This is a genomic window from Klebsiella sp. 28 (assembly GCF_018223905.1).
Lineage (GTDB): Bacteria > Pseudomonadota > Gammaproteobacteria > Enterobacterales > Enterobacteriaceae > Klebsiella > Klebsiella pneumoniae.
In genome coordinates this window covers 1-18,411 of sequence record NZ_JAGRQY010000093.1, presented here as the reverse complement: position 1 = coordinate 18,411, position 18,411 = coordinate 1, and the positions used below count along the sequence as shown (strand labels likewise).

Genomic DNA, 18,411 nt, shown 5'->3' with positions numbered 1-18,411 from the left:
ATTCTGTGCCTCACTGACGGGGTTAATTTGCGTATGTGAGCACTGTATGGAGATTGTGAATTGCAGAGGCACTAATTATTTTCAGTTTCCAACTTGTCAACTCTGCGGGAGTGCGATATTATGTTTCCAAGATGGAAACACAAGGAGAGCGAAGGATGCACATTGTATCGAGAGCACCTTTCGATACAGCCACCAGGCAATTCCCCAATCAGGCAGCGGCACTAGACGACGTATACCGGACTTTGAAGAGAGAGAACTACACTTCACCGGACGAAATGAAAAAACGATTTGCCTCGCTGGACAGAATGAAATATCGGGAGAAGTGGTGGGTGATCGATGTTGGCGGTGGGAATTTAAGGGTGATGTTTTTTGCTGATTTTGAACGTGGGAAAATCTTTATAAAGCACATAACCACACACGCCGAATACGACAAGCTGACAGATTTTTACCGGAGAACTAAAGAATGATGTACACCGATGCTATCCAGGCGGCAAACAGCCTGGTTAGCATTGTCCCCCTCCTGGGGGGCAATGCCTCTCGCAAGGACTATGAAGACGCGCTGACGCTGGTTGAATACCTGGTTGAACACGAGCCAGATCATCCGCTGGTGGACATGCTGGTTGCGAAAATTGCCCAGTATGAAGATGAGGCGGAAGAGTTCGCAGAGTTCAACGACCGTATTGCAGCGTTACCAAGTGGCGTGGCCCTGCTGCGTGTCCTGATGGACCAGCACAAACTGACTCAGAGTGATTTTGAGGAAGAGATTGGTAAGAAATCGCTGGTGAGCCGCATCCTTAACGGGACTCGCTCACTAACACTAGATCACATGAAAGCACTTGCGCGGCGCTTCAACATTCCGCCCAGCTCATTCATGGACGCGTAAAACAGCCCCCTGACCGAAAGGTTGGGGGCTTTTGTATTAACCCCTGCCTTTGTTTTTCACGTAGTCCAGGAAGCGTTTCTCGGCATCCTGACGTGATACACCAGTCATTACCATCGCATCAATAAACGCCTGGCGTTCCACCTTGAAACGGTCGGCGAGCTGCTGCAGCAGCACCTTGTTTTTATCCTGCTCGGCTTTAAGCTTTTGCTGACTTTCTTCTGCCTTTGCCCGTTGTTTTTGCGTCATTTTCCGGGCTTTTAACAGTTTGTCGCTGAGGGTGCGTAGCTTTGTACTGTCTCGCGCAATCTGATTACCCAGCGCTTTCTGGCGGCGCTGGTATTTATCCCACTCCTGACGCATCGCCCCCTGGTTAGTCTGTGAGTTACGGTTCTTGTTGAATCTTTTCCGGTCTTCCTCAGTGAAATGCTTAGTAGTACGTCGTTTGTCGTCACCGAACCCTACACGTTTAGCGGCCTGCAGCATGGCCTGACCGATCCGCAATTGCCAGCTTGCCGACTGGAGTCGGGTCATTGCGTGGATCACGTGCTTACAGGCGATCCCTTTGAGATTAGGGTTACGGATTTTGGGGAAGGCATATTCTTTTGGCGGTGCCAGGGCAAAGTTACCGGCGGTCGCGATGTAGCGATACCAGTATTGATGACGACCACAATCACAATCGAAGGATACGCGACCGGCACACAGCTTTTTCGTCACTTTTACCGCGCTAGTCTCATCCCCCAGCTCATCAATCAGTGAATCCCATTCCTCAAAGCGCACTTTTACGCGGTGATGCTGGTCTTCTGAGCGATCTGAAGCCTCCACGCTGACTGTGACGACGTTATGTTTCAATGATGAAGGCACGGCGCGCTTAATGCCGGAACCGTCGTCTACGGCGTTGTTAGCACGTTTAACGTCGATCGCCTCACTTCCGGCTATGAGCTGGGCATAGGTGATCCCGGCTATGCCTGAATTGAACGTCTGTCGAATATCCTTGCGGCGACCTTCAAATGCCTTTAGATCTTCGACGGTGAAGAACGTACCGCCTTTTTTCTTCTTGCCCAGCGAGATGATATCTTCGGCTGTTTTGTTCTTCAGTGAAAACGGCGTCAGAGTGCGGCGAGCGGCGCGGCGCTTGCTTCGCTTATCCTTCTCAATCTGGTTGAATAGGCGTTCGAACTCGCGCGCGCTTAGGCCTTCTGTCTGGTATCGCCCGTTACTGGCGCGGGGAAAATCAGCCACTGATTAACTCCACTGTTCCCGACGCATAGTCTCGCATCCGGTCACGTATCCAGGCCACCGGCGGCACGGTTAACGTTATGCCAACCGGCATGGCTTCAGTTTCAGATTCATGCCCCACCAGCAGGCGGAATACCCAACGTAATTCTTCATTGCCGTAACAGCGAAACGCCGACAAATCAGAACGGTAAACCTCATCTGGCTTGATGGTGTAAGAGATGTTGTCGGCGCTGTAGCTGGTGGCCCGTGCAATGACTTCCTGATGAAACAATGCCAGCAGGATAGGATCGTCAATTGTGCGGTCATCCAGGCGGTTGTAACTCATAGAATGACCTCGTTATCACTGATCCGCTGCCCGGTTAGCGATGGCGGAACTGCGCTTGCGCTGGTCACTTCCTGATGCTTAATGAGGTTCCCGAAAACGCGTAATAGCGGGTGCTGCTCGCGTTCTTCGCTGCCGCCGGTCATGGCTTTGATGTACGCAGCTGAGGTGACAGGATGGTATACCGTGGCAAAACAGCACATGATCGTGAGCAGATGCTCAGGTCGAATATCCTGCCAGTTGATGTGATACACCTCGTCACCGGCGGCGTTGTAATCAATGTCCACGATAGAAGACGGGATCTCATATGCGCCGGGGTTTTTCTCAGGAAGAGAAATGGCTTTCTGGAGGCGCAATTCGTTGTAGCGCTCGATGCCGACGAGAACGGCTGCGCGCGAGTCTGTATGTCGCGTCTTCAGTGAAACATGGTGAGCGCCGCTTTCACTAGCAATGGTCCCACTGGTTTCATCCACCAGTACCTTAAAGTCAGCTTTAAGCAGCTTCTCGATGGCGGGGATCACCTTTACTCGTTGTTGTTTTAATGAGTTGGGGAGTGATTTCGGGATGCTCATTATCAGGTTGTTGTCATCGTCATAGATGGCAGTGACATAGAGCGGGTTTGATGTTGAGAGACTGAAAACAGCTATTTTTTGACTCAATTTTCTATCCTCCAGAAAGCAAAAAGGCCGCGATTGCGGCCCCTTACTGGCTATTGATGTTCCCAACCGCGCTAAAGCAGGAAGTTAAATTGTCAAAAGTACCCTCAAGGGAACACAAAAGCTGCGAGGATTTTATGCGGTTTGTACTTTGTGTTTTTTAGCGTCAAGGAATTATTTACCGCCCTGCAGCCGGTTATGGTTCGTCTTCGTTGTCGGGGTTTGCATTGTTATGCCAGTCCCGCTGTTCCTCCGTATTGAGGCCGCACGGCGGCTCTGTCTTACTCCACTTACCAGCCCACCAATATTGTCCGTTTCGGCGCTCACAGGTTCCGCAAATCTTGCAAATATGGAGTTTGGTCAATCCATCCAGTAAGTATACGTGACCGTGGGGATTTAAGGCCCGTTCCGTTGTTGTGCGAGCCATTAGCGCCCCTCTCTGGTTATTCCAGCCTGTTTGTAGGCCATGAGTAGCAAATCCTCTTCCGAGGCGTTCAGGCGCGTAAATTCGGCCTTTCCGCCAACGTTTCCGCTGGCATGAACCGGCACCAGCCACGGGTATTGCTCGCGATCTGCTTTTGGGGCCGCGTCCTGGTGATGCCACCGGCACAACGGTAAAACATCCATATGCGCGCCAGCTGCAGTGCGCCCATTTACATGATGCAGACTGACAATTAGCTGGTGGTGCTTATGCAGCCAGCAAGCGGTGCAGGGGAGTTTGGCTAACGCATCCATTACGCGCCGTTCGTCTGCAGTTGGGGTTCGGCCTTTCAGTCCTCGCATTGAGGTTTTGCGGGGTTTGGTAACGGTAAGTGTTGTACGTGGTTTCTGTGCCGATTCCTGTCGCTTAATGCGCTGTTTTTCACGCTGCGCTTCCTGATACTCCGGCGAATGGATACGGGCTAATCGTTTTTCGGCGGATCGTTGTGCTGCCGCCTGGCGTTTTTCCTGTTGATGTTGCCGATAAGCTGGGTCAGCCAGCTTGGTCTTCTGACGTTCGCGCTGCCGTTGCGCTGCGATTCGCTGTTTTTCGTAGAGTGCATCCCGATCCTCTGTACTAGGGGTCTGAGGGCCAATGGAACGAAAACGTACGCTAAGGAAATAACCAATTGTTATAATTGATATTATTCATTCTTCTCTATGAACTGAAAGCCCGCACTAAGCAATGTTTTAGCCTCAAATGACTTTTTTACCTACCCAACTAACGTAACGATCGCACATCAGGTCGTTTTTCAACCGCATAGTGACACCTGCACTCACATGCGAGAAAACACATATGATTTTGACTTCTTGTTTTGGTGGAGAGACAATACCCATTCATAGCAGGAGTACATAATGCCAGAAATTGCATCCCTACAACTTTTCAAAATACTATCTGATGAAACCCGCCTGGGTATCGTGCTACTGCTCAGGGAGATGGGGGAGCTGTGCGTATGCGATCTCTGCACAGCGCTGGAACAATCACAACCCAAGACCTCCCGCCATCTGGCGATGCTTCGGGAAAGTGGCCTGTTGCTGGATCGCAAGCAGGGGAAATGGGTTCATTATCGCTTATCCCCGCATATTCCTTCCTGGGCTGCCCTGGTGATTGAGCAGGCCTGGTTAAGTCAACAGGACGACGTACAGGCCATCGCCCGTAAGCTGGCATCGGCCAACTGCTCTGGCAGCGGTAAGGCTGTTTGTATCTAAAAATTTTGCCTGTACATATATGTTTTTACGAATGTGAGGTGTTAAAGATGAAAATGTTAACGGTGTTTGATCCGGCGATGTGCTGCAGTACCGGCGTTTGTGGTTCAGATGTCGATCAGGTTTTGGTCAATTTTTCTGCTGATGTGCAATGGCTGAAAGGGCGTGGGGTTCAGATCGAACGTTATAACCTGGCGCAGCAGCCTATGAGCTTCGTTGAGAACGAAAAAGCGAAAGCATTCCTTGAGGCTTCTGGAGCTGAAGAGCTTCCGCTGCTGTTGCTTGATGGTGAAACGGTGATGGCCGGGCGATACCCAAAACGCGCTGAACTGGCTCGCTGGTTTGGTATACCGCTGGAAAAGGTGGGTTTAGCTTCCACCAGTTGCTGTGGTGGTAAAACTTCCTGTTGTTGAGTATGTCAGGAGGACATATGAAATTCTTAGAGAATATCCCGTCTTACCTGTTTTTCACCGGTAAGGGAGGTGTAGGCAAAACTTCGATTTCCTGCGCAACGGCTATACGTCTGGCTGAACTGGGAAAGCGTGTTCTGCTTGTCAGTACCGACCCGGCTTCCAATGTCGGTCAGGTATTCGATCAGACTATCGGTAACACTATCCAGCCCGTGACTGCTGTGTCTGGTCTTTCGGCTCTGGAGATTGACCCGCAGGACGCCGCCCAGCAATACCGCGCCAGAATCGTTGACCCTATTAAAGGTCTTTTGCCTGATGACGTTGTTAACAGCATCAGTGAACAGCTTTCAGGAGCTTGTACGACAGAGATCGCTGCATTCGACGAGTTTACTGGCTTACTGACTGACGCTTCTCTGCTGACCCGCTTTGATCACATCATTTTTGATACTGCCCCAACTGGCCACACTATTCGCCTTCTTCAGCTTCCCGGAGCCTGGAGCAGCTTCATCGAAAGTAACCCGGATGGTGCTTCCTGTCTTGGTCCAATGGCTGGGCTGGAAAAACAACGCGAGCAATATGCTCATGCGGTTGAGGCATTATCCGATCCTGAACGAACTCGCCTTGTGCTGGTCGCGCGATTGCAAAAATCAACACTGCAGGAAGTCGCTCGTACTCATGACGAATTATCAGCTATTGGCCTTAAAAATCAGTATTTAGTCATTAACGGTGTCCTGCCTGCGAGCGAAGCAGAACGTGATGCACTGGCCGCTGCAATATGGCAACGGGAGCAAGAGGCGCTGGCAAATCTTCCTGCCGGGTTATCTGATTTGCCGACAGACAACTTATACCTGCAGCCGCTGAACATGGTTGGTGTATCCGCATTGAAAGGCCTGCTCAACGAACACGCTGAGATAACATCGCTTCCTGAACAAAGCCCACAGAACAAGCCAGAGAATATGTCGTTGTCTGTCCTGGTTGATGATATCGCCCGCAGTGAACACGGTTTGATTATGCTGATGGGCAAAGGTGGTGTGGGCAAAACCACAATGGCTGCGGCTATCGCCGTCAGTCTGGCGGATAAGGGTTTTGATGTGCATCTCACCACCTCAGATCCTGCTGCACATCTCAGTACAACGCTCAATGGCAGCCTCAAAAATCTGCAGGTCAGCCGAATCAACCCTCACGATGAAACTGAACGCTATCGTCAGCATGTTCTTGAGACGAAAGGCAGGGATCTGGATGAGGCTGGGAAACGGCTGCTCGAAGAGGATTTACGTTCTCCTTGCACAGAAGAGATTGCGGTGTTCCAGGCGTTTTCACGCGTAATTCGTGAAGCTGGCAAACGGTTTGTGGTCATGGATACGGCACCTACCGGGCATACGCTATTACTGCTTGATGCTACCGGGGCTTATCACCGTGAGATTGCCAGGAAGATGGGGGATAAAGGTCATTTTACCACTCCGATGATGCAGCTTCAGGACCAGGAACGTACCAAAGTTTTGCTGGTCACTCTGCCTGAAACCACACCTGTACTGGAAGCGGCAAACCTGCAGTCCGATCTTGAACGTGCGGGGATTCATCCCTGGGGCTGGATTATCAATAACAGCCTTTCGATTGCACAGACGCAATCGCCGCTGCTTTGCCAGCGCGCCCTACAAGAGCGTCCTCAAATCGAGGTTGTGAAAAACCAGCATGCAAGCCGCATAGCGTTAGTACCGGTAATGGCTGCAGAGCCCACTGGCATCGAGAAACTCAGAGAGCTGGTTGTTTAATTTTTTTTGTATATACAGGGCGGCAAAGCCGTCCTGTCTGGAGGATTTATGTTACTGGCAGGCGCTATTTTTGTCCTGACCATCGTTTTGGTTATCTGGCAACCGAAGGGATTAGGGATCGGCTGGAGTGCGACGCTGGGCGCGGTACTGGCGCTGATCTCTGGCGTAGTCCATTTTGGTGATATCCCTGTAGTGTGGAATATTGTCTGGAATGCGACGGCGACCTTTATTGCCGTGATTATTATCAGCCTTCTGCTCGATGAATCGGGCTTTTTCGAATGGGCGGCGCTGCACGTTTCACGTTGGGGTAACGGTCGCGGGCGTTTGCTGTTTACCTATATCGTTTTGCTCGGCGCAGCGGTGGCGGCACTGTTTGCCAACGATGGTGCGGCATTGATTCTGACGCCAATTGTTATCGCCATGCTGCTTGCATTAGGTTTCAGCAAAGGCACTACGCTGGCATTTGTCATGGCCGCCGGGTTTATTGCCGATACGGCCAGTCTGCCGCTTATCGTGTCCAACCTGGTTAACATCGTTTCTGCAGACTTCTTTGGGCTGGGTTTCACTGAGTATGCGTCGGTAATGGTGCCGGTGGATATCGCAGCCATTATCGCCACGCTGGTGATGCTGCATCTGTTCTTCCGCAAAGATATTCCGCCAACTTACGACCTGGCTCTCCTGAAAGCACCGGCAAAAGCGATTAAAGATCTGGCAACCTTCAGAACCGGCTGGATAGTGTTGATCCTTCTTCTGGTTGGCTTTTTCGTCCTTGAGCCGTTGGGTATCCCGGTCAGTGCGATTGCTGCTGTAGGGGCTGTCATTCTGTTTGCGGTGGCGAAGCGAGGCCATGCCATTAACACTGGCAAAGTGCTTCGCGGTGCGCCATGGCAGATCGTCATATTCTCTCTGGGAATGTATCTGGTGGTCTATGGTCTGCGTAATGCCGGACTAACAGAATACCTCTCCGGTGTGTTGAACGTGCTGGCAGATAAAGGACTTTGGGCCGCGACGTTTGGTACTGGCTTCCTGACGGCTTTCCTCTCTTCCATCATGAACAATATGCCTACCGTGCTGGTTGGTGCTCTCTCTATTGATGGCAGCACTGCAACAGGCGTTATCAAAGAGGCGATGATTTTTGCCAACGTGATTGGCTGCGATCTTGGACCGAAAATTACACCTATTGGTAGCCTGGCAACGTTGCTCTGGCTGCATGTCCTTTCACAGAAGAACATGACCATCACATGGGGATACTATTTCCGCACCGGGATCGTCATGACTCTGCCTGTGCTGTTTGTAACGCTGGCCGCGCTGGCGCTACGTCTCTCTTTCACTTTGTAATGAGATACTGATATGAGCAACATCACCATTTATCACAACCCAGCCTGCGGCACGTCGCGTAATACGCTGGAGATGATCCGCAACAGCGGTATCGAGCCGACCGTTATTCTTTACCTTGAGACTCCACCTTCACGCGATGAGCTGCTCAAACTCATTGCGGATATGGGCATTTCCGTCCGGGCTTTGCTGCGTAAGAACGTCGAGCCGTATGAGGAACTGGGTCTTGCAGAAGATAAATTTACTGACGACCAGCTCATCGACTTTATGCTACAGCATCCGATTCTGATCAACCGTCCGATCGTAGTGACGCCACTGGGAACTAAACTTTGCCGTCCTTCAGAGGTTGTTCTCGATATCCTTCCAGATGCCCAGAAAGCGGCTTTCACCAAGGAAGACGGTGAAAAAGTCGTTGATGATTCAGGTAAAAGACTGAAATAAAGACGAAGGGGGCATTTGCCCCCTTCATTATTACTTCGCCATTTCTTCCAGCAGGTCAATACCAACCGGCTCTTCGCTCTGTAGCGCTGTTAATGCAATACGCTTTGCATACTGCTCTTCCACATCAGAGATGAGAGGCAGCTCGCGGTTCGCCCTGATCTTCAGGAAAGGCGAAGACGGTTGAGCAGCTGCCAGGCTGTTATTAACGACCCATGCCCACGGCTCGATGCCAGCTCGGCGTAGATCCTGCTGCAGGTTAGCGGCTTCCAGTACAGGTGTCGTTTCGGCAAGCGTCACGATAATCACCTTCGTCTTCTCCGGGTCTGCTGCTTTTTCGCTATCACCTGTCTTCGATGTCAGAAAGCGAGAGAATTCGGCTTCATGCTGTCGCCAGAACACACTCATGCAATTGTTGAATGCCTTTAGGGGTCCGCTTGGGAAACGGAAATTATCCCACGCTAAGACTATATTTTGTACAGCAGTGGAGAAGGATGAGAGACCAGCAGTTCATTAACAGGGACTCCTTTTTGCTTAAGCGGCTCAATGGTTCTTTCTATATAAACCGTATTCCAGAGTGTTATCGCCGCCGTATGTAGTGTCAGCGCCGGTGGCGTGGTAACGCTGATCCTCCCACCCCCAGATCCCTGATTTCATTCAGCCGGTGCATGAAGGATGCTCGCCCAAGGGCCTCACCCTTATTCAGCCCCGCCTGTATGCATCGGCCTAAGCCTTTATCGCAAAATCAGTCCAGCATAAACAGCGTCCGATCTCTGCAGAAAATCGCCCTCAGCGCTACGAGTTTGAACGCATTTACTCTGTTTATAGGTAACATTCGCTCCACGATATAATGATATCGGCAACGTATTCAGCATCCTGAGCATGTGTCAGAAGGTGATCAGCCTTACCCAGGGAAATGAAACTCTTGGGATGCTTAGCTGCTTTGAATATTTTCTCGGCCTGCTCAATTAACACGGTATCATCTTCAGTCGCATGAAAAATCAGCAGAGGTTTGTTCATGGCGAACACCTTATGAGCGATTTTGTGTTCCTGAATATTGTCCAGCATCTGTTTCTTTAACGTAAATACCCGCCCGGCCAGCTCAACGGGATAGGCTCCATGCTGGTTAATGTTTTCAACATCATCCTTAAAAAGACGTTTTACGTGTGTCAGTTCTCCGGGTGATCCTATGGTGACAATGGCCTTTGCCTCAGGAACTTCGCCGGCGATAGACAGGATGGCCGATCCCCCCAGGCTATGACCGATGAGCAAAGAAGGCGCTTCGTACTGTCGGCGGAGATAATCTACCGCGCAAAGCAGGTCCGAAATATTGGATGAGAAGTTGGTGTTGGAAAAATCCCCTTCGCTGTTTCCCAGACCAGTAAAATAAAACCGGAGAACGGCGATAGCTTTCTCTGTCAGTTTCCGCGCAATACGCGCCGCGCCTTTGAGGTCTTTGCCACACGTAAAATAATGAGCTAACAGCGCAAACGCTTTAGGATTTTCAGGAAGTTCAAGCAATCCGGCCAGTTCTTCACCCGCCGCATTTTTGAACGTAAATTTTAGTTTTTTCATAGGATATTCCGGGCCTTAAACTGATGTCATATGTTTGATCGCAGGAGAAAAATAATCTTCTGCTCTGCATCTGGCATAACGCGTTTTCCGTCCTCCACTGGGGATGTGAAACAGAATTCATTCCGAATGCCTGTCCTCACCTTCCAGTTTGGAAGCTGGTTATTGCTTCCTGTTCGGCGATCACTTACGCTATGCTACCAACTAGATGGTAGTTTACAAGGCTTTTGTGAGGACTTCTCGAATGGCCAGGTGCGCGCTCATTCTTAAAATATCACTGGCAATGCTGGCATTTGCGGCAAACTCCATTCTGTGTCGTCTGGCCCTGCAGGGAGGCCACATTGATCCCCTTTCATTCAGCAGCCTCAGGCTGGCCAGTGGTGCATTCGTCCTGTCCCCCTTCCTCTTTTATCACGCCAGGACCACATTATCGCTGTGGCGTCCGCTGAGCGGGTTTTACCTCATGGCGTATGCGGTGCTGTTTTCTGTCGCCTATATCCATCTCGATACCGGGGCTGGTGCGCTGTTACTTTTTGGTGCCGTACAGTTTGCGATGGTGATCCACGGATTATTTAAAGGAGAATCACTCTCCGCTATGCGGGCTTGCGGTTTAGTTCTGGCTCTGACGGGAATTGCTGCCCTGCTGTTACCCGGGACGAAGGCACCGCCGCTTTACAGTGCACTTATGATGATCGTTTCCGGATTAGCCTGGGCTTCAACGGCGGCTAATTTTATTCTCGCAGCGCCGATGGCTCTCGCTCTTACGTTGCTGTTTATGAAGCAGGGTCACTCTGATGCTGCAGGCATTGCTTTGTCATTGCTGTCCGGTGCCGTCGCCTCAGCCGGTGCCTATGTATTGTGGTATACCCTTTTACCCTCCCTCGGCTCTATTACCGCCAGTATCCTTCAGCTCAGCGTTCCCTGCCTGGCAATGCTAGGGGGTGTGGTATTCCTGGGTGAATCACTGACGGTCAGAACGATATTTTCTGCCCTGGCAGTGCTGACTGGCATTGTGATGGTGACACGCGAGAAATCCCCCCGTCAGCCGATGGCAAAGGCGAGAAAACCTCAATAACGCAATTAATTCATGCAGTTGTAATGATTCTCTTATGTTAATCACACGAGCCAGTTTTCCCGCTCCGGCATCAGACTGACAGGAATACTGAGGTCGACGTTTCAGACTACACCTAAGGCAGGTTCATGAAATGAAATATGATTTTGATGAGTACGTAAGCAGAGAGAAAACAGACAGTCTTACCGTGGACGGCTGGCGGGAATACCTGTTTGCGGGGCAGTCCGAATTTGCAATGCGGTATCCGGCAGAAGGGCTAATCAACCTCTGGGTTGCTGACATGGCTTTTGCCACACCAGAGCCGATTCTTCAGGCCATCAGAGACCGTCTGGATAGAAAAATACTCGGCTACACTAAAATCTACGACGAAGAATACTATGAAATCTTTGGCAACTGGTGTGAGCGACAATATGGTCACCGTTTCAAAACGGAAGACATTGTGCTGTCTCCGGGCATTATTCCCGCGCTGAACCGTCTCGTCCCGCTTCTGACCGACAAGGATGACAGTATTCTTATTATGACGCCTTCATATGGCCCGTTTAAAAAGGCGGGTGAATACAGTCAGCGTCGCGTGGTGTACTCGGCGTTAAAAAAATCAGCAGGTGGCTGGGAACCTGACTGGGAAGACTTTACACGCAAAGCCAGTCAGGCCGACTTACGTGTGAAAATTCTTTTCCTGTGTAATCCGCATAACCCGACCGGACGAGTCTGGCGGCCTGATGAACTTAAGCGGATTATTGAAATTTGCCTGGCCAATGATATCTGGGTGATATCTGACGAAATTCACTGTGACCTGTCCCGAAGTGGTATCGGTCATACACCGGCCGCCTCTCTTTTCCCTGATTCTACACGCATTATTACCTGCATGTCCTCGAGTAAAACATTCAATCTGGCCGGGAATTTGTTGGCAAATATCATTATTCCGGATCCCGGTGTCAGAAGCGAGTGGCGTCTCAGACACGACGAGTTCATCTCTCCGCTGAGCCTGGCAGCAAACAAAGCGGCGTGGAGTGAATGCGATGACTGGCTTGTCCATCTGAGGGAATATATTGACGGCAATTTCCAGTACCTGCACGACTACCTCAAAAGCTATTTACCCGAAACCAGGTTCTCGATCCCCGAAGGGACATATCTGGCCTGGATAGATATTAGCCACTACCTGCCCGACACTGTGGGTGAGGATTTATCGCTGTATTTTGCCCGGGAGTCAGGGGTGCTTCTTGAAGGGGGCTTGCTGTTTGTCGACAATGGGGAAGGACATATCCGGTTAAATCTGGCGTGCCCACGGACTATGCTGACAGCAGGGATGAAAAGAATTTCACAGGTACTGCGGACACCGGCCCCTAACAGGGTATAACCCCTTTCTCTTTGGCAGTTTGTCCTGTCAGGATGTCGTCAGAACCCGGCATAACACCCTGTGCCGGGAACAAAAAAGGCACGGATGAACAGGTTGTGAATATCCTGAGTGAAGCCTGCTGATGACATTTCTGGCGACAAAAAAATGCCGCCCGTAAAGGGGCGGCTCTTGTCAACGTACCGGGGTTATCGTCTGACCGCCATAATGCCGGCATCGACATCCCAGATAGCGCCCGTCACCCATGATGTTTTGTCAGACAACAGGAATAGAATGGTGTTTGCCACATCCTCTGCGGTTCCGACGCGGCCTAACGGGTGGAAATCGTTCAACGACTTCATAGCATCAGCGATATCCGCTTTGTCCATGAAGCCTTCGTATATTGGTGTATGAACAATCCCGGGAGACACAGCGTTGACACGAATACCCGCGCTGGCCAGTTCAATCGCCAGATTACGCGTCAGGGCATGCAGACCCGCTTTTGCCATTGAATAGGCCGAGGACGGCGAGTCACCCAGTGCTGCCTGGGCACCAATCGAACCGACGTTGACGATAGACCCTTCGAGCTTCGCGGCGAGCATGTTCTTCACGACATCCTGCGTAATAAAGAACGTGGCGCGGTTCAGCGAAAAGTACATGTCATAATCGGCAAAGCTGTGCTCGGTAAACCCTTTCGGCATAAAGATCCCGGCGGCATTTACCATCAGGCTGATATCGCGATGGCTGGCATTGATTTCATGACGGATAGTTTCCATACCTTCTTCAGTCATCAGGTTGGCCGCGATGACCGCCACCGGTCCCAGCGGGCTCAGCTCTTTTTGTACCGCTTCGGCTTTGTCTTTTTTATTCCCGGTCAGCACCACACTGCCGCCCGCTTCCAGTACCATGCGTGCCACGGCGAGACCCATGCCGCTGGTGCCGCCGACGACAAGCAGTTTTTTACCTTTGAAAAATGTATTCATTTTCAGACTCCATTACTGGTGGGTAAGACGTTGCCGGCAGCGTGAAACTGCCGGCGGTTGACGGATTAAATGCTGCAGCCATCCGTTCCGCAGGTCTGACCCGCTGTGGCTGAAAATTCGGTTTGCTGTTCATCCCAGACCTGACGCAGGGCATTCAAAAAGTTGTCTGCCCCCTGAGCCCCGCTGATGGCGTATTTCTCGTTCATCACAAAAACCGGAACGCCGCTGAGGCCAATAGACTGTGCGTGGGCTTCATCGTCGGAAACGGTGGCGCGAAAATCGTCATTTTCCAGAGCGGCTTCGGCGTCAGCTTTCTCCATACCGGCTTCTACGGCCATTGCAACGAGCTGCTGACGGTCAAAGAGAGAGCGACCTTCGGTGATACTGCCGTGATAAAAACGTTCTTCCACCGCGTCCGCAATTCCGGCCTTACGCGCGGCAACCAGCAGGGTGTGTGCATCTTCTGTATCACCAAACATCATGCCGTCAAAGTTGTAGATCAGACCTTCAGATTTACCGGCGGTGCCCACCTGATTCATCATCAGCTCCGCTGAATGCTGACTGCCCAGTTTTTTAACGATGGCATCCTTAAAAGGCATAGCGGGAGTACCACCGGCCAGACGGTAGCTGTGATGACGGATCACCACCTGATCGCGAAATTCAAAGCGATTCAGACCCTGTTCAAATCTTTTCTTAGCAATCCAGCACCACGGGCAGACCAAATCTGACCAGATATCGATGGTGAGGGTGGGTTTCAGCGTTTGCATAATGATTCCTCAAAGACCTTGGGCGGTCGGGTCTCACTTATCAGAGAACCGCGACCGTATGGGATTTATTGCGCCTGCCAGACCGGGTAATCGGTATAGCCTTTTTCCGGGGAACCACTGACGCCGTAGTAGGTGGCGCGGTCACTTTCTGCCAGTGGCCAGCCGTTTTGCATTCTTTCAACCAGATCCGGGTTAGCGATGTAGGGCACACCAAATGCCACCAGATCCAGCTCATCATCTTCCAGAGCCTGCTCTGCGATATCACGGGTGAAACCGCCGGCAGCGATGATGGTGCCTTTAAACGTGTTGCGAAAACGGCGGCGGAATCCTTCCGGAAGTGGCGCTTTGGTGTACACCGGCTGATAGTAAAGGTGTACGTAAGCCAGCTCCCGCTGACCGAGCGCGTCGGTGATGGCTGACCAGGTTTGCTCTTCACCTTCATACGGCGCGAGGTCATAAATGCGGCCGAACGGTGACAGGCGCACGGCAACGTGGCTGTTACCCACGGCTTCCGCCACGGCGTCAATGGTCTCCAGCAGGAAACGCTGACGATTTTCCACCGAGCCGCCGTATTCGTCGGTGCGGGTGTTCAGTTCGCTACTGAGGAACTGGTCAAAGATGAATCCGTTTGCAGCCATGATTTCCACACCGTCAAAGCCGGCTTCCATCGCCAGGCGTGCGGAGTGCACGAAGTCTGCAGTGATGCGTTTCACTTCATGCGTTTCCAGCGCGCGTGGCTGGCTTGGTACAACCGGGCCCGGTTCTCCGGATTCAGTCAGCGCAAAAACGGTGGTATTGACCGCCTGAACGGTGCCCGCTGAAACCGGCGCTATGTGGCCTGGCTGAAGAGAGACGTGAGACATACGGCCGACGTGCCAGAGCTGCGCGAAAATACGGCCACCTTTGGCGTGAACCGCTTGTGTCACCTTACGCCAGCCCTGGACGTGTTCGTCGTTGTAGATACCAGGGGTATAGAGGTAACCCCGGCCTTCTTCTGAAACCGGCATCCCTTCGGTGATGAGCAGGCCAGCAGAAGCACGCTGTGCATAGTACAAAGCCACGACCTCATCCGGCACGTCATTCATGGTGCGGGTGCGGGTCATCGGTGCCATGACTACACGGTTTTTTAACGCCAGGCCAGACAGATTGTAGGGGGTGAAAAGCTTACTCATCGTATACCTCACAGAAACAAAAAGGAGTATCCCGGCAGGGATTTGCACAACCCGGAAGTATCATCGACCGGACGTCGCGCACTGGAGTTGCATAAACATCTGATGGATGGCAATATACCAACCATCTAGTAGGTAGGTCAACAGGTGTGCCGTATTTTTTTGTCATAACGCAGCCATTTCTGAATTGTCACTCATTTTGCGAGGTCATCACCATGCGTACATTAACAGCTTATAACGAAGATAATTTCCGCCAGATAGAGCAGTACAAAGGAATATCGGTGGTACGTTTCTCTGCACCCTGGTGTCCGCCCTGTCAGGCCAGCGAAGAAATGTTCAGTCAGTTTGCAGACCGGCTCGATGGAGACATTCAGGTGGGGAAAGTCAATGTAGATCAGGCGCCGGTGCTGACAACCAAATACGAGATCTGGGGGCTGCCGTCTGTGCTGATATTTCATGAAGGGCAATTAGTTAAACGCATACCGGGTGTGAAACCTGCATCGGTATATGCTCAGGCGATTGCGGACATAAAAAAAGGGCAGTAATGCCCTTTTAACGTGGAATTTATTAATGCTTAACCGCGTGCCTGACCGACGGCATCCAGAGTGCGGGCTGAATAAATGACCGCCGCGCCAGCGTTGAGGTTAATCGCCACGCCCAGCGCTTCAGCAATTTCAGCGTCGGTTGCACCGGCTTTCACAGCGGCGTCGGCGTGAAAAGCAATACAGCCGTCGCAGCGGGTTGTGACTGCGCACGCCAGGGCAATGAGTTCACGCACTTTTGCGCCCAAAAGGTCAGTTTTGTTACCTGCGTTGCCCAGGGCAACCACGCCTTTCATGGTCTCGGGGGTCAGTTTGCCCAACTCGCCTAAACGTTGCATTAACTCTGAGCGATAGTTGTTCCAGTCCAGCATAGTGTCATTCTCCTGAATGAGGGGTATTAAGAAGCAGTTTTATATACTTAAGGCTGTTGGCGAAGACTTCGGGTCTGGCCGTTGCATGCGCCACTACGCTTGAGCCTTCACAGACATTAATGATCATCAAAGCAATATCTGATGGTTCGGCATGGGATGAAAACTCACCTGACTCCATGCCCGCCCTGACGACTTTTGTGAGCCACTCGATTTGCATATCGAAATAAAGTGATGTCTGTACAGTAATTGCCTGAGGCAGATTGGCGGTCTCTGCTGACAACGCACAACACAGTGGCAGTAGTGAAGCTTTATGGCTTTGCGCGAAGATATCGATGTAGGCCGCAATTCTTTTCTCCGCGCTTTTCTCAGTAGCCTCTATCTGCTCAAATACGCGTTGCGTATCAGAGAACGCCTGTATTACCACCTGCTCACCCAGAATATCTTTGGTCGGGAAATGGTGATGAATACTGGCCTTGGTGATACCCACTATTTTTGATAAATCAGCATAGCTGAATGCTGAATACCCTTTTTCGCGCATCAGGTGTTCTGCTTCGCTGAGCAGCCGTTCCCGTGTCATGGTTGTCATAATTACTCCATATAATCTACTAGTTGATAGATTATATTGTTGCTATTTTTCCGTAGCAAGTTGTATCACTGACTCAGTATCGTGCAGAGCTGAACGTCACTGCCATCCTGCATTCTGAATGGCAGCATTACATCTCTGACATCACGCCAGGCGTGTAATCATTTCAACCGGATTAGCCAGAGTATCGTGGATTGGCGAATTCTTTTGCATTTCGCTGACCAGCGCTTCTAACTCCTCGCGACTGGCGGTCTTGCTCGTAAGGTGAACATCGACGCGAATAGATTTCGCACCTTTACGCACGTTGCTGTCCAGCCCAAGGAAGCCGTTGAGGTTGATATCGAAATTAAGATCCAGCTCGATACCGTCCAGGTCGATCCCTTTTTCAGCAGCCATCATGGTAAGGGTGGCGGTATAACAGCCAGCCAGCGCCTGCATGATGTATTCAGTCGGGCTCATGCCGGTATCGGTGCCGAGTAAACCTGCGGGTTCATCACCGATATTAGAAAATTTCCCCACACGGCTGGTATCGATAACGCCGTTCTGGATTGTGGCGCCGGTCTCTGTGCGAATGGTTAATCCGCCGCTGGAACGGGCTTTCATCTGGAAAGTCAGGTTACCCAGGCCAGGCTGGCTGCGAACTGCTTCACGGGTATTGTGGATCGCAGCTGCGTCTGCAGAAGGTTTAACGGTAGTAGACATAATGGCTCCTGTAATTTCTTGATAAAAGGTATAGCTGGTGTAATCAGTACCAACCATCTAGTTGGTAGATTAGTATCGCGAACCTCTTTTGTCTACTCTTTTATAAAAAATAGGGGGGAAAAGAACCCAGCAGGCTGTTTTATTTCATAATAACCATTTGATTTTTTTTATAATCTTCCCAGCCGCTCACTCTTGCAGCAATCCAGCCTTTACCCGAAGGATAGTCTGGCGGGTGGTATTAAATTCCCGGGCAATAGCACTGATACTGATGCCAGCATTTAGGCGCTCTGTCACTGTTTGCTTTTGTTCCTCGCTCAGGATGGGGGGGCGACCGAAGCGTTTTCCAGCCGCTTTTGCCCTCGCAATACCTGAATACGTTCGCTCAAGCAGCAAATCCCGCTCAAACTCCGCTACAGCAGAAATTACCTGCATAGTCATTTTTCCGGCCGGACTGGTCAAGTCAACGCCTCCGAGTGCGAGACAATGAACGCGAATATCTAAAGCCGCCAGTTGCTCTACTGTTTTTCGGATATCCATCGCATTACGACCCAGACGGGGCACTGTTGCAAATAGTCGGTG

General features: G+C 51.2%; 24 protein-coding genes and 1 pseudogene. 10 read left to right on the top strand and 15 right to left on the bottom strand.

All coding sequences use genetic code 11. The annotated features are described in order from the left end of the window. Window positions 1-155: 155 nt before the first annotated feature. Window positions 156-467, top strand: a complete 312-nt coding sequence (locus KHQ28_RS16740; protein ID WP_004118600.1) for a type II toxin-antitoxin system HigB family toxin — start codon at window positions 156-158, stop codon at window positions 465-467. Further along, a complete protein-coding gene (locus KHQ28_RS16735; protein WP_000990392.1) occupies window positions 464-883 on the top strand; it encodes a type II toxin-antitoxin system HigA family antitoxin in 420 nt (139 codons plus the stop codon). The genes KHQ28_RS16740 and KHQ28_RS16735 overlap by 4 nt, the downstream gene beginning before the upstream one ends. Before the next feature lie 36 nt (window positions 884-919). On the opposite strand, the gene KHQ28_RS16730 is transcribed toward KHQ28_RS16735, so the two are convergent. From KHQ28_RS16730 to KHQ28_RS29245, 5 genes are all read right to left on the bottom strand, one after another. Further along, on the bottom strand, window positions 920-2,122 hold the full coding sequence (locus KHQ28_RS16730; RefSeq protein ID WP_003031541.1) for a hypothetical protein: 1,203 nt from the start codon (window positions 2,120-2,122) through the stop codon (window positions 920-922). Then, complete coding sequence (locus KHQ28_RS16725; RefSeq protein ID WP_004118613.1) at window positions 2,115-2,444, bottom strand: hypothetical protein; 330 nt, start codon at window positions 2,442-2,444, stop codon at window positions 2,115-2,117. The genes KHQ28_RS16730 and KHQ28_RS16725 overlap by 8 nt, the downstream gene beginning before the upstream one ends. Next, complete coding sequence (locus KHQ28_RS16720) at window positions 2,441-3,100, bottom strand: hypothetical protein (protein ID WP_000078540.1); 660 nt, start codon at window positions 3,098-3,100, stop codon at window positions 2,441-2,443. The genes KHQ28_RS16725 and KHQ28_RS16720 overlap by 4 nt, the downstream gene beginning before the upstream one ends. Window positions 3,101-3,523: 423 nt before the next feature. Beyond that, complete coding sequence (locus tag KHQ28_RS29250; RefSeq protein WP_077253206.1) at window positions 3,524-3,880, bottom strand: Ref family recombination enhancement nuclease; 357 nt, start codon at window positions 3,878-3,880, stop codon at window positions 3,524-3,526. A 119-nt stretch (window positions 3,881-3,999) separates the two neighbouring features. Next, on the bottom strand, window positions 4,000-4,140 hold the full coding sequence (locus tag KHQ28_RS29245; RefSeq protein WP_004118614.1) for a hypothetical protein: 141 nt from the start codon (window positions 4,138-4,140) through the stop codon (window positions 4,000-4,002). A 292-nt stretch (window positions 4,141-4,432) separates the two neighbouring features. On the opposite strand from KHQ28_RS29245, the gene arsR reads away from it, so the two are divergent. The 5 genes from arsR to arsC are packed head-to-tail and all read left to right on the top strand — an operon-like array spanning window position 4,433 to window position 8,741. Beyond that, on the top strand, window positions 4,433-4,786 hold the full coding sequence (gene arsR / locus KHQ28_RS16710) for an As(III)-sensing metalloregulatory transcriptional repressor ArsR (RefSeq protein WP_001114073.1): 354 nt from the start codon (window positions 4,433-4,435) through the stop codon (window positions 4,784-4,786). Between the two features lie 47 nt (window positions 4,787-4,833). Then, on the top strand, window positions 4,834-5,196 hold the full coding sequence (gene arsD / locus KHQ28_RS16705) for an arsenite efflux transporter metallochaperone ArsD (protein ID WP_020324593.1): 363 nt from the start codon (window positions 4,834-4,836) through the stop codon (window positions 5,194-5,196). Between the two features lie 17 nt (window positions 5,197-5,213). Continuing rightward, window positions 5,214-6,965, top strand: a complete 1,752-nt coding sequence (arsA, locus tag KHQ28_RS16700) for an arsenite efflux transporter ATPase subunit ArsA (protein ID WP_001556710.1) — start codon at window positions 5,214-5,216, stop codon at window positions 6,963-6,965. Window positions 6,966-7,013: 48 nt separating this feature from the next. Continuing rightward, a complete protein-coding gene (gene arsB, locus KHQ28_RS16695; protein WP_000922630.1) occupies window positions 7,014-8,303 on the top strand; it encodes an arsenite efflux transporter membrane subunit ArsB in 1,290 nt (429 codons plus the stop codon). Between the two features lie 12 nt (window positions 8,304-8,315). Beyond that, a complete protein-coding gene (gene arsC, locus KHQ28_RS16690) occupies window positions 8,316-8,741 on the top strand; it encodes a glutaredoxin-dependent arsenate reductase (RefSeq protein ID WP_000065758.1) in 426 nt (141 codons plus the stop codon). 30 nt (window positions 8,742-8,771) lie between these two features. Here the strand turns inward: arsC and KHQ28_RS16685 are convergent, their stop codons facing one another. The 3 genes and pseudogenes from KHQ28_RS16685 to KHQ28_RS16675 form a co-directional block, all read right to left on the bottom strand. Continuing rightward, window positions 8,772-9,146 carry an ArsA-related P-loop ATPase gene (locus tag KHQ28_RS16685; RefSeq protein WP_000110555.1) on the bottom strand — a complete coding sequence of 125 codons (375 nt, stop codon included), beginning with the start codon at window positions 9,144-9,146 and terminating at the stop codon, window positions 8,772-8,774. 74 nt (window positions 9,147-9,220) lie between these two features. Beyond that, window positions 9,221-9,534, bottom strand: a pseudogene (locus KHQ28_RS16680) (Tn3 family transposase); the annotation flags it as partial. 26 nt (window positions 9,535-9,560) lie between these two features. After that, window positions 9,561-10,313, bottom strand: coding sequence for a S9 family peptidase (locus tag KHQ28_RS16675; protein WP_020324592.1), 753 nt, complete (start codon window positions 10,311-10,313; stop codon window positions 9,561-9,563). Window positions 10,314-10,554: 241 nt separating this feature from the next. On the opposite strand from KHQ28_RS16675, the gene KHQ28_RS16670 reads away from it, so the two are divergent. Beyond that, window positions 10,555-11,385, top strand: coding sequence for a DMT family transporter (locus KHQ28_RS16670; protein WP_020324597.1), 831 nt, complete (start codon window positions 10,555-10,557; stop codon window positions 11,383-11,385). A 130-nt stretch (window positions 11,386-11,515) separates the two neighbouring features. After that, entirely contained in the window at window positions 11,516-12,739 is a 1,224-nt protein-coding gene (locus KHQ28_RS16665; RefSeq protein ID WP_000872613.1) for a MalY/PatB family protein, read from the top strand. A 185-nt stretch (window positions 12,740-12,924) separates the two neighbouring features. On the opposite strand, the gene KHQ28_RS16660 is transcribed toward KHQ28_RS16665, so the two are convergent. The 3 genes from KHQ28_RS16660 to KHQ28_RS16650 all read right to left on the bottom strand — a co-directional run bounded on the left by KHQ28_RS16660 (window position 12,925) and on the right by KHQ28_RS16650 (window position 15,637). Beyond that, entirely contained in the window at window positions 12,925-13,698 is a 774-nt protein-coding gene (locus KHQ28_RS16660) for an SDR family NAD(P)-dependent oxidoreductase (protein WP_001091224.1), read from the bottom strand. Between the two features lie 65 nt (window positions 13,699-13,763). Then, window positions 13,764-14,465: a DsbA family oxidoreductase gene (locus KHQ28_RS16655; RefSeq protein ID WP_008502228.1), complete on the bottom strand. Its 702-nt coding sequence runs from the start codon at window positions 14,463-14,465 to the stop codon at window positions 13,764-13,766. 65 nt (window positions 14,466-14,530) lie between these two features. Further along, complete coding sequence (locus tag KHQ28_RS16650) at window positions 14,531-15,637, bottom strand: alkene reductase (RefSeq protein ID WP_006687059.1); 1,107 nt, start codon at window positions 15,635-15,637, stop codon at window positions 14,531-14,533. Window positions 15,638-15,849: 212 nt separating this feature from the next. Here KHQ28_RS16650 and KHQ28_RS16645 point away from each other — a divergent pair, with 212 nt between their 5' ends. Next, window positions 15,850-16,179: a co-chaperone YbbN gene (locus KHQ28_RS16645; protein ID WP_008502229.1), complete on the top strand. Its 330-nt coding sequence runs from the start codon at window positions 15,850-15,852 to the stop codon at window positions 16,177-16,179. A gap of 29 nt (window positions 16,180-16,208) precedes the next feature. Here KHQ28_RS16645 and KHQ28_RS16640 read toward each other — a convergent pair whose 3' ends face one another. The 4 genes from KHQ28_RS16640 to KHQ28_RS16625 all read right to left on the bottom strand — a co-directional run. Then, window positions 16,209-16,547 carry a carboxymuconolactone decarboxylase family protein gene (locus tag KHQ28_RS16640; RefSeq protein ID WP_000888080.1) on the bottom strand — a complete coding sequence of 113 codons (339 nt, stop codon included), beginning with the start codon at window positions 16,545-16,547 and terminating at the stop codon, window positions 16,209-16,211. A gap of 4 nt (window positions 16,548-16,551) precedes the next feature. After that, on the bottom strand, window positions 16,552-17,133 hold the full coding sequence (locus KHQ28_RS16635) for a TetR/AcrR family transcriptional regulator (protein ID WP_008502230.1): 582 nt from the start codon (window positions 17,131-17,133) through the stop codon (window positions 16,552-16,554). 141 nt (window positions 17,134-17,274) lie between these two features. Beyond that, window positions 17,275-17,832, bottom strand: a complete 558-nt coding sequence (locus KHQ28_RS16630) for an OsmC family protein (protein ID WP_032445547.1) — start codon at window positions 17,830-17,832, stop codon at window positions 17,275-17,277. Between the two features lie 186 nt (window positions 17,833-18,018). Next, window positions 18,019-18,411 (bottom strand): recombinase family protein (locus tag KHQ28_RS16625; protein WP_211777637.1); only part of this gene is annotated, 393 nt, incomplete at its 5' end.

What these genes read in the sequence shown, in the direction of transcription:
- KHQ28_RS16740 (WP_004118600.1), top strand. Translation starts at nt 156, where the DNA reads ATGCACATTGTATCGAGAGCACCTTTCGATACAGCCACCAGGCAATTC.
- KHQ28_RS16735 (WP_000990392.1), top strand. Translation starts at nt 464, where the DNA reads ATGATGTACACCGATGCTATCCAGGCGGCAAACAGCCTGGTTAGCATT.
- KHQ28_RS16725 (WP_004118613.1), bottom strand. Translation starts at nt 2,444, where the DNA reads ATGAGTTACAACCGCCTGGATGACCGCACAATTGACGATCCTATCCTG.
- KHQ28_RS29250 (WP_077253206.1), bottom strand. Translation starts at nt 3,880, where the DNA reads ATGCGAGGACTGAAAGGCCGAACCCCAACTGCAGACGAACGGCGCGTA.
- KHQ28_RS29245 (WP_004118614.1), bottom strand. Translation starts at nt 4,140, where the DNA reads ATGCACTCTACGAAAAACAGCGAATCGCAGCGCAACGGCAGCGCGAAC.
- arsR (WP_001114073.1), top strand. Translation starts at nt 4,433, where the DNA reads ATGCCAGAAATTGCATCCCTACAACTTTTCAAAATACTATCTGATGAA.
- arsD (WP_020324593.1), top strand. Translation starts at nt 4,834, where the DNA reads ATGAAAATGTTAACGGTGTTTGATCCGGCGATGTGCTGCAGTACCGGC.
- arsA (WP_001556710.1), top strand. Translation starts at nt 5,214, where the DNA reads ATGAAATTCTTAGAGAATATCCCGTCTTACCTGTTTTTCACCGGTAAG.
- arsB (WP_000922630.1), top strand. Translation starts at nt 7,014, where the DNA reads ATGTTACTGGCAGGCGCTATTTTTGTCCTGACCATCGTTTTGGTTATC.
- arsC (WP_000065758.1), top strand. Translation starts at nt 8,316, where the DNA reads ATGAGCAACATCACCATTTATCACAACCCAGCCTGCGGCACGTCGCGT.
- KHQ28_RS16685 (WP_000110555.1), bottom strand. Translation starts at nt 9,146, where the DNA reads ATGAGTGTGTTCTGGCGACAGCATGAAGCCGAATTCTCTCGCTTTCTG.
- KHQ28_RS16675 (WP_020324592.1), bottom strand. Translation starts at nt 10,313, where the DNA reads ATGAAAAAACTAAAATTTACGTTCAAAAATGCGGCGGGTGAAGAACTG.
- KHQ28_RS16670 (WP_020324597.1), top strand. Translation starts at nt 10,555, where the DNA reads ATGGCCAGGTGCGCGCTCATTCTTAAAATATCACTGGCAATGCTGGCA.
- KHQ28_RS16665 (WP_000872613.1), top strand. Translation starts at nt 11,516, where the DNA reads ATGAAATATGATTTTGATGAGTACGTAAGCAGAGAGAAAACAGACAGT.
- KHQ28_RS16660 (WP_001091224.1), bottom strand. Translation starts at nt 13,698, where the DNA reads ATGAATACATTTTTCAAAGGTAAAAAACTGCTTGTCGTCGGCGGCACC.
- KHQ28_RS16655 (WP_008502228.1), bottom strand. Translation starts at nt 14,465, where the DNA reads ATGCAAACGCTGAAACCCACCCTCACCATCGATATCTGGTCAGATTTG.
- KHQ28_RS16650 (WP_006687059.1), bottom strand. Translation starts at nt 15,637, where the DNA reads ATGAGTAAGCTTTTCACCCCCTACAATCTGTCTGGCCTGGCGTTAAAA.
- KHQ28_RS16645 (WP_008502229.1), top strand. Translation starts at nt 15,850, where the DNA reads ATGCGTACATTAACAGCTTATAACGAAGATAATTTCCGCCAGATAGAG.
- KHQ28_RS16640 (WP_000888080.1), bottom strand. Translation starts at nt 16,547, where the DNA reads ATGCTGGACTGGAACAACTATCGCTCAGAGTTAATGCAACGTTTAGGC.
- KHQ28_RS16635 (WP_008502230.1), bottom strand. Translation starts at nt 17,133, where the DNA reads ATGACAACCATGACACGGGAACGGCTGCTCAGCGAAGCAGAACACCTG.
- KHQ28_RS16630 (WP_032445547.1), bottom strand. Translation starts at nt 17,832, where the DNA reads ATGTCTACTACCGTTAAACCTTCTGCAGACGCAGCTGCGATCCACAAT.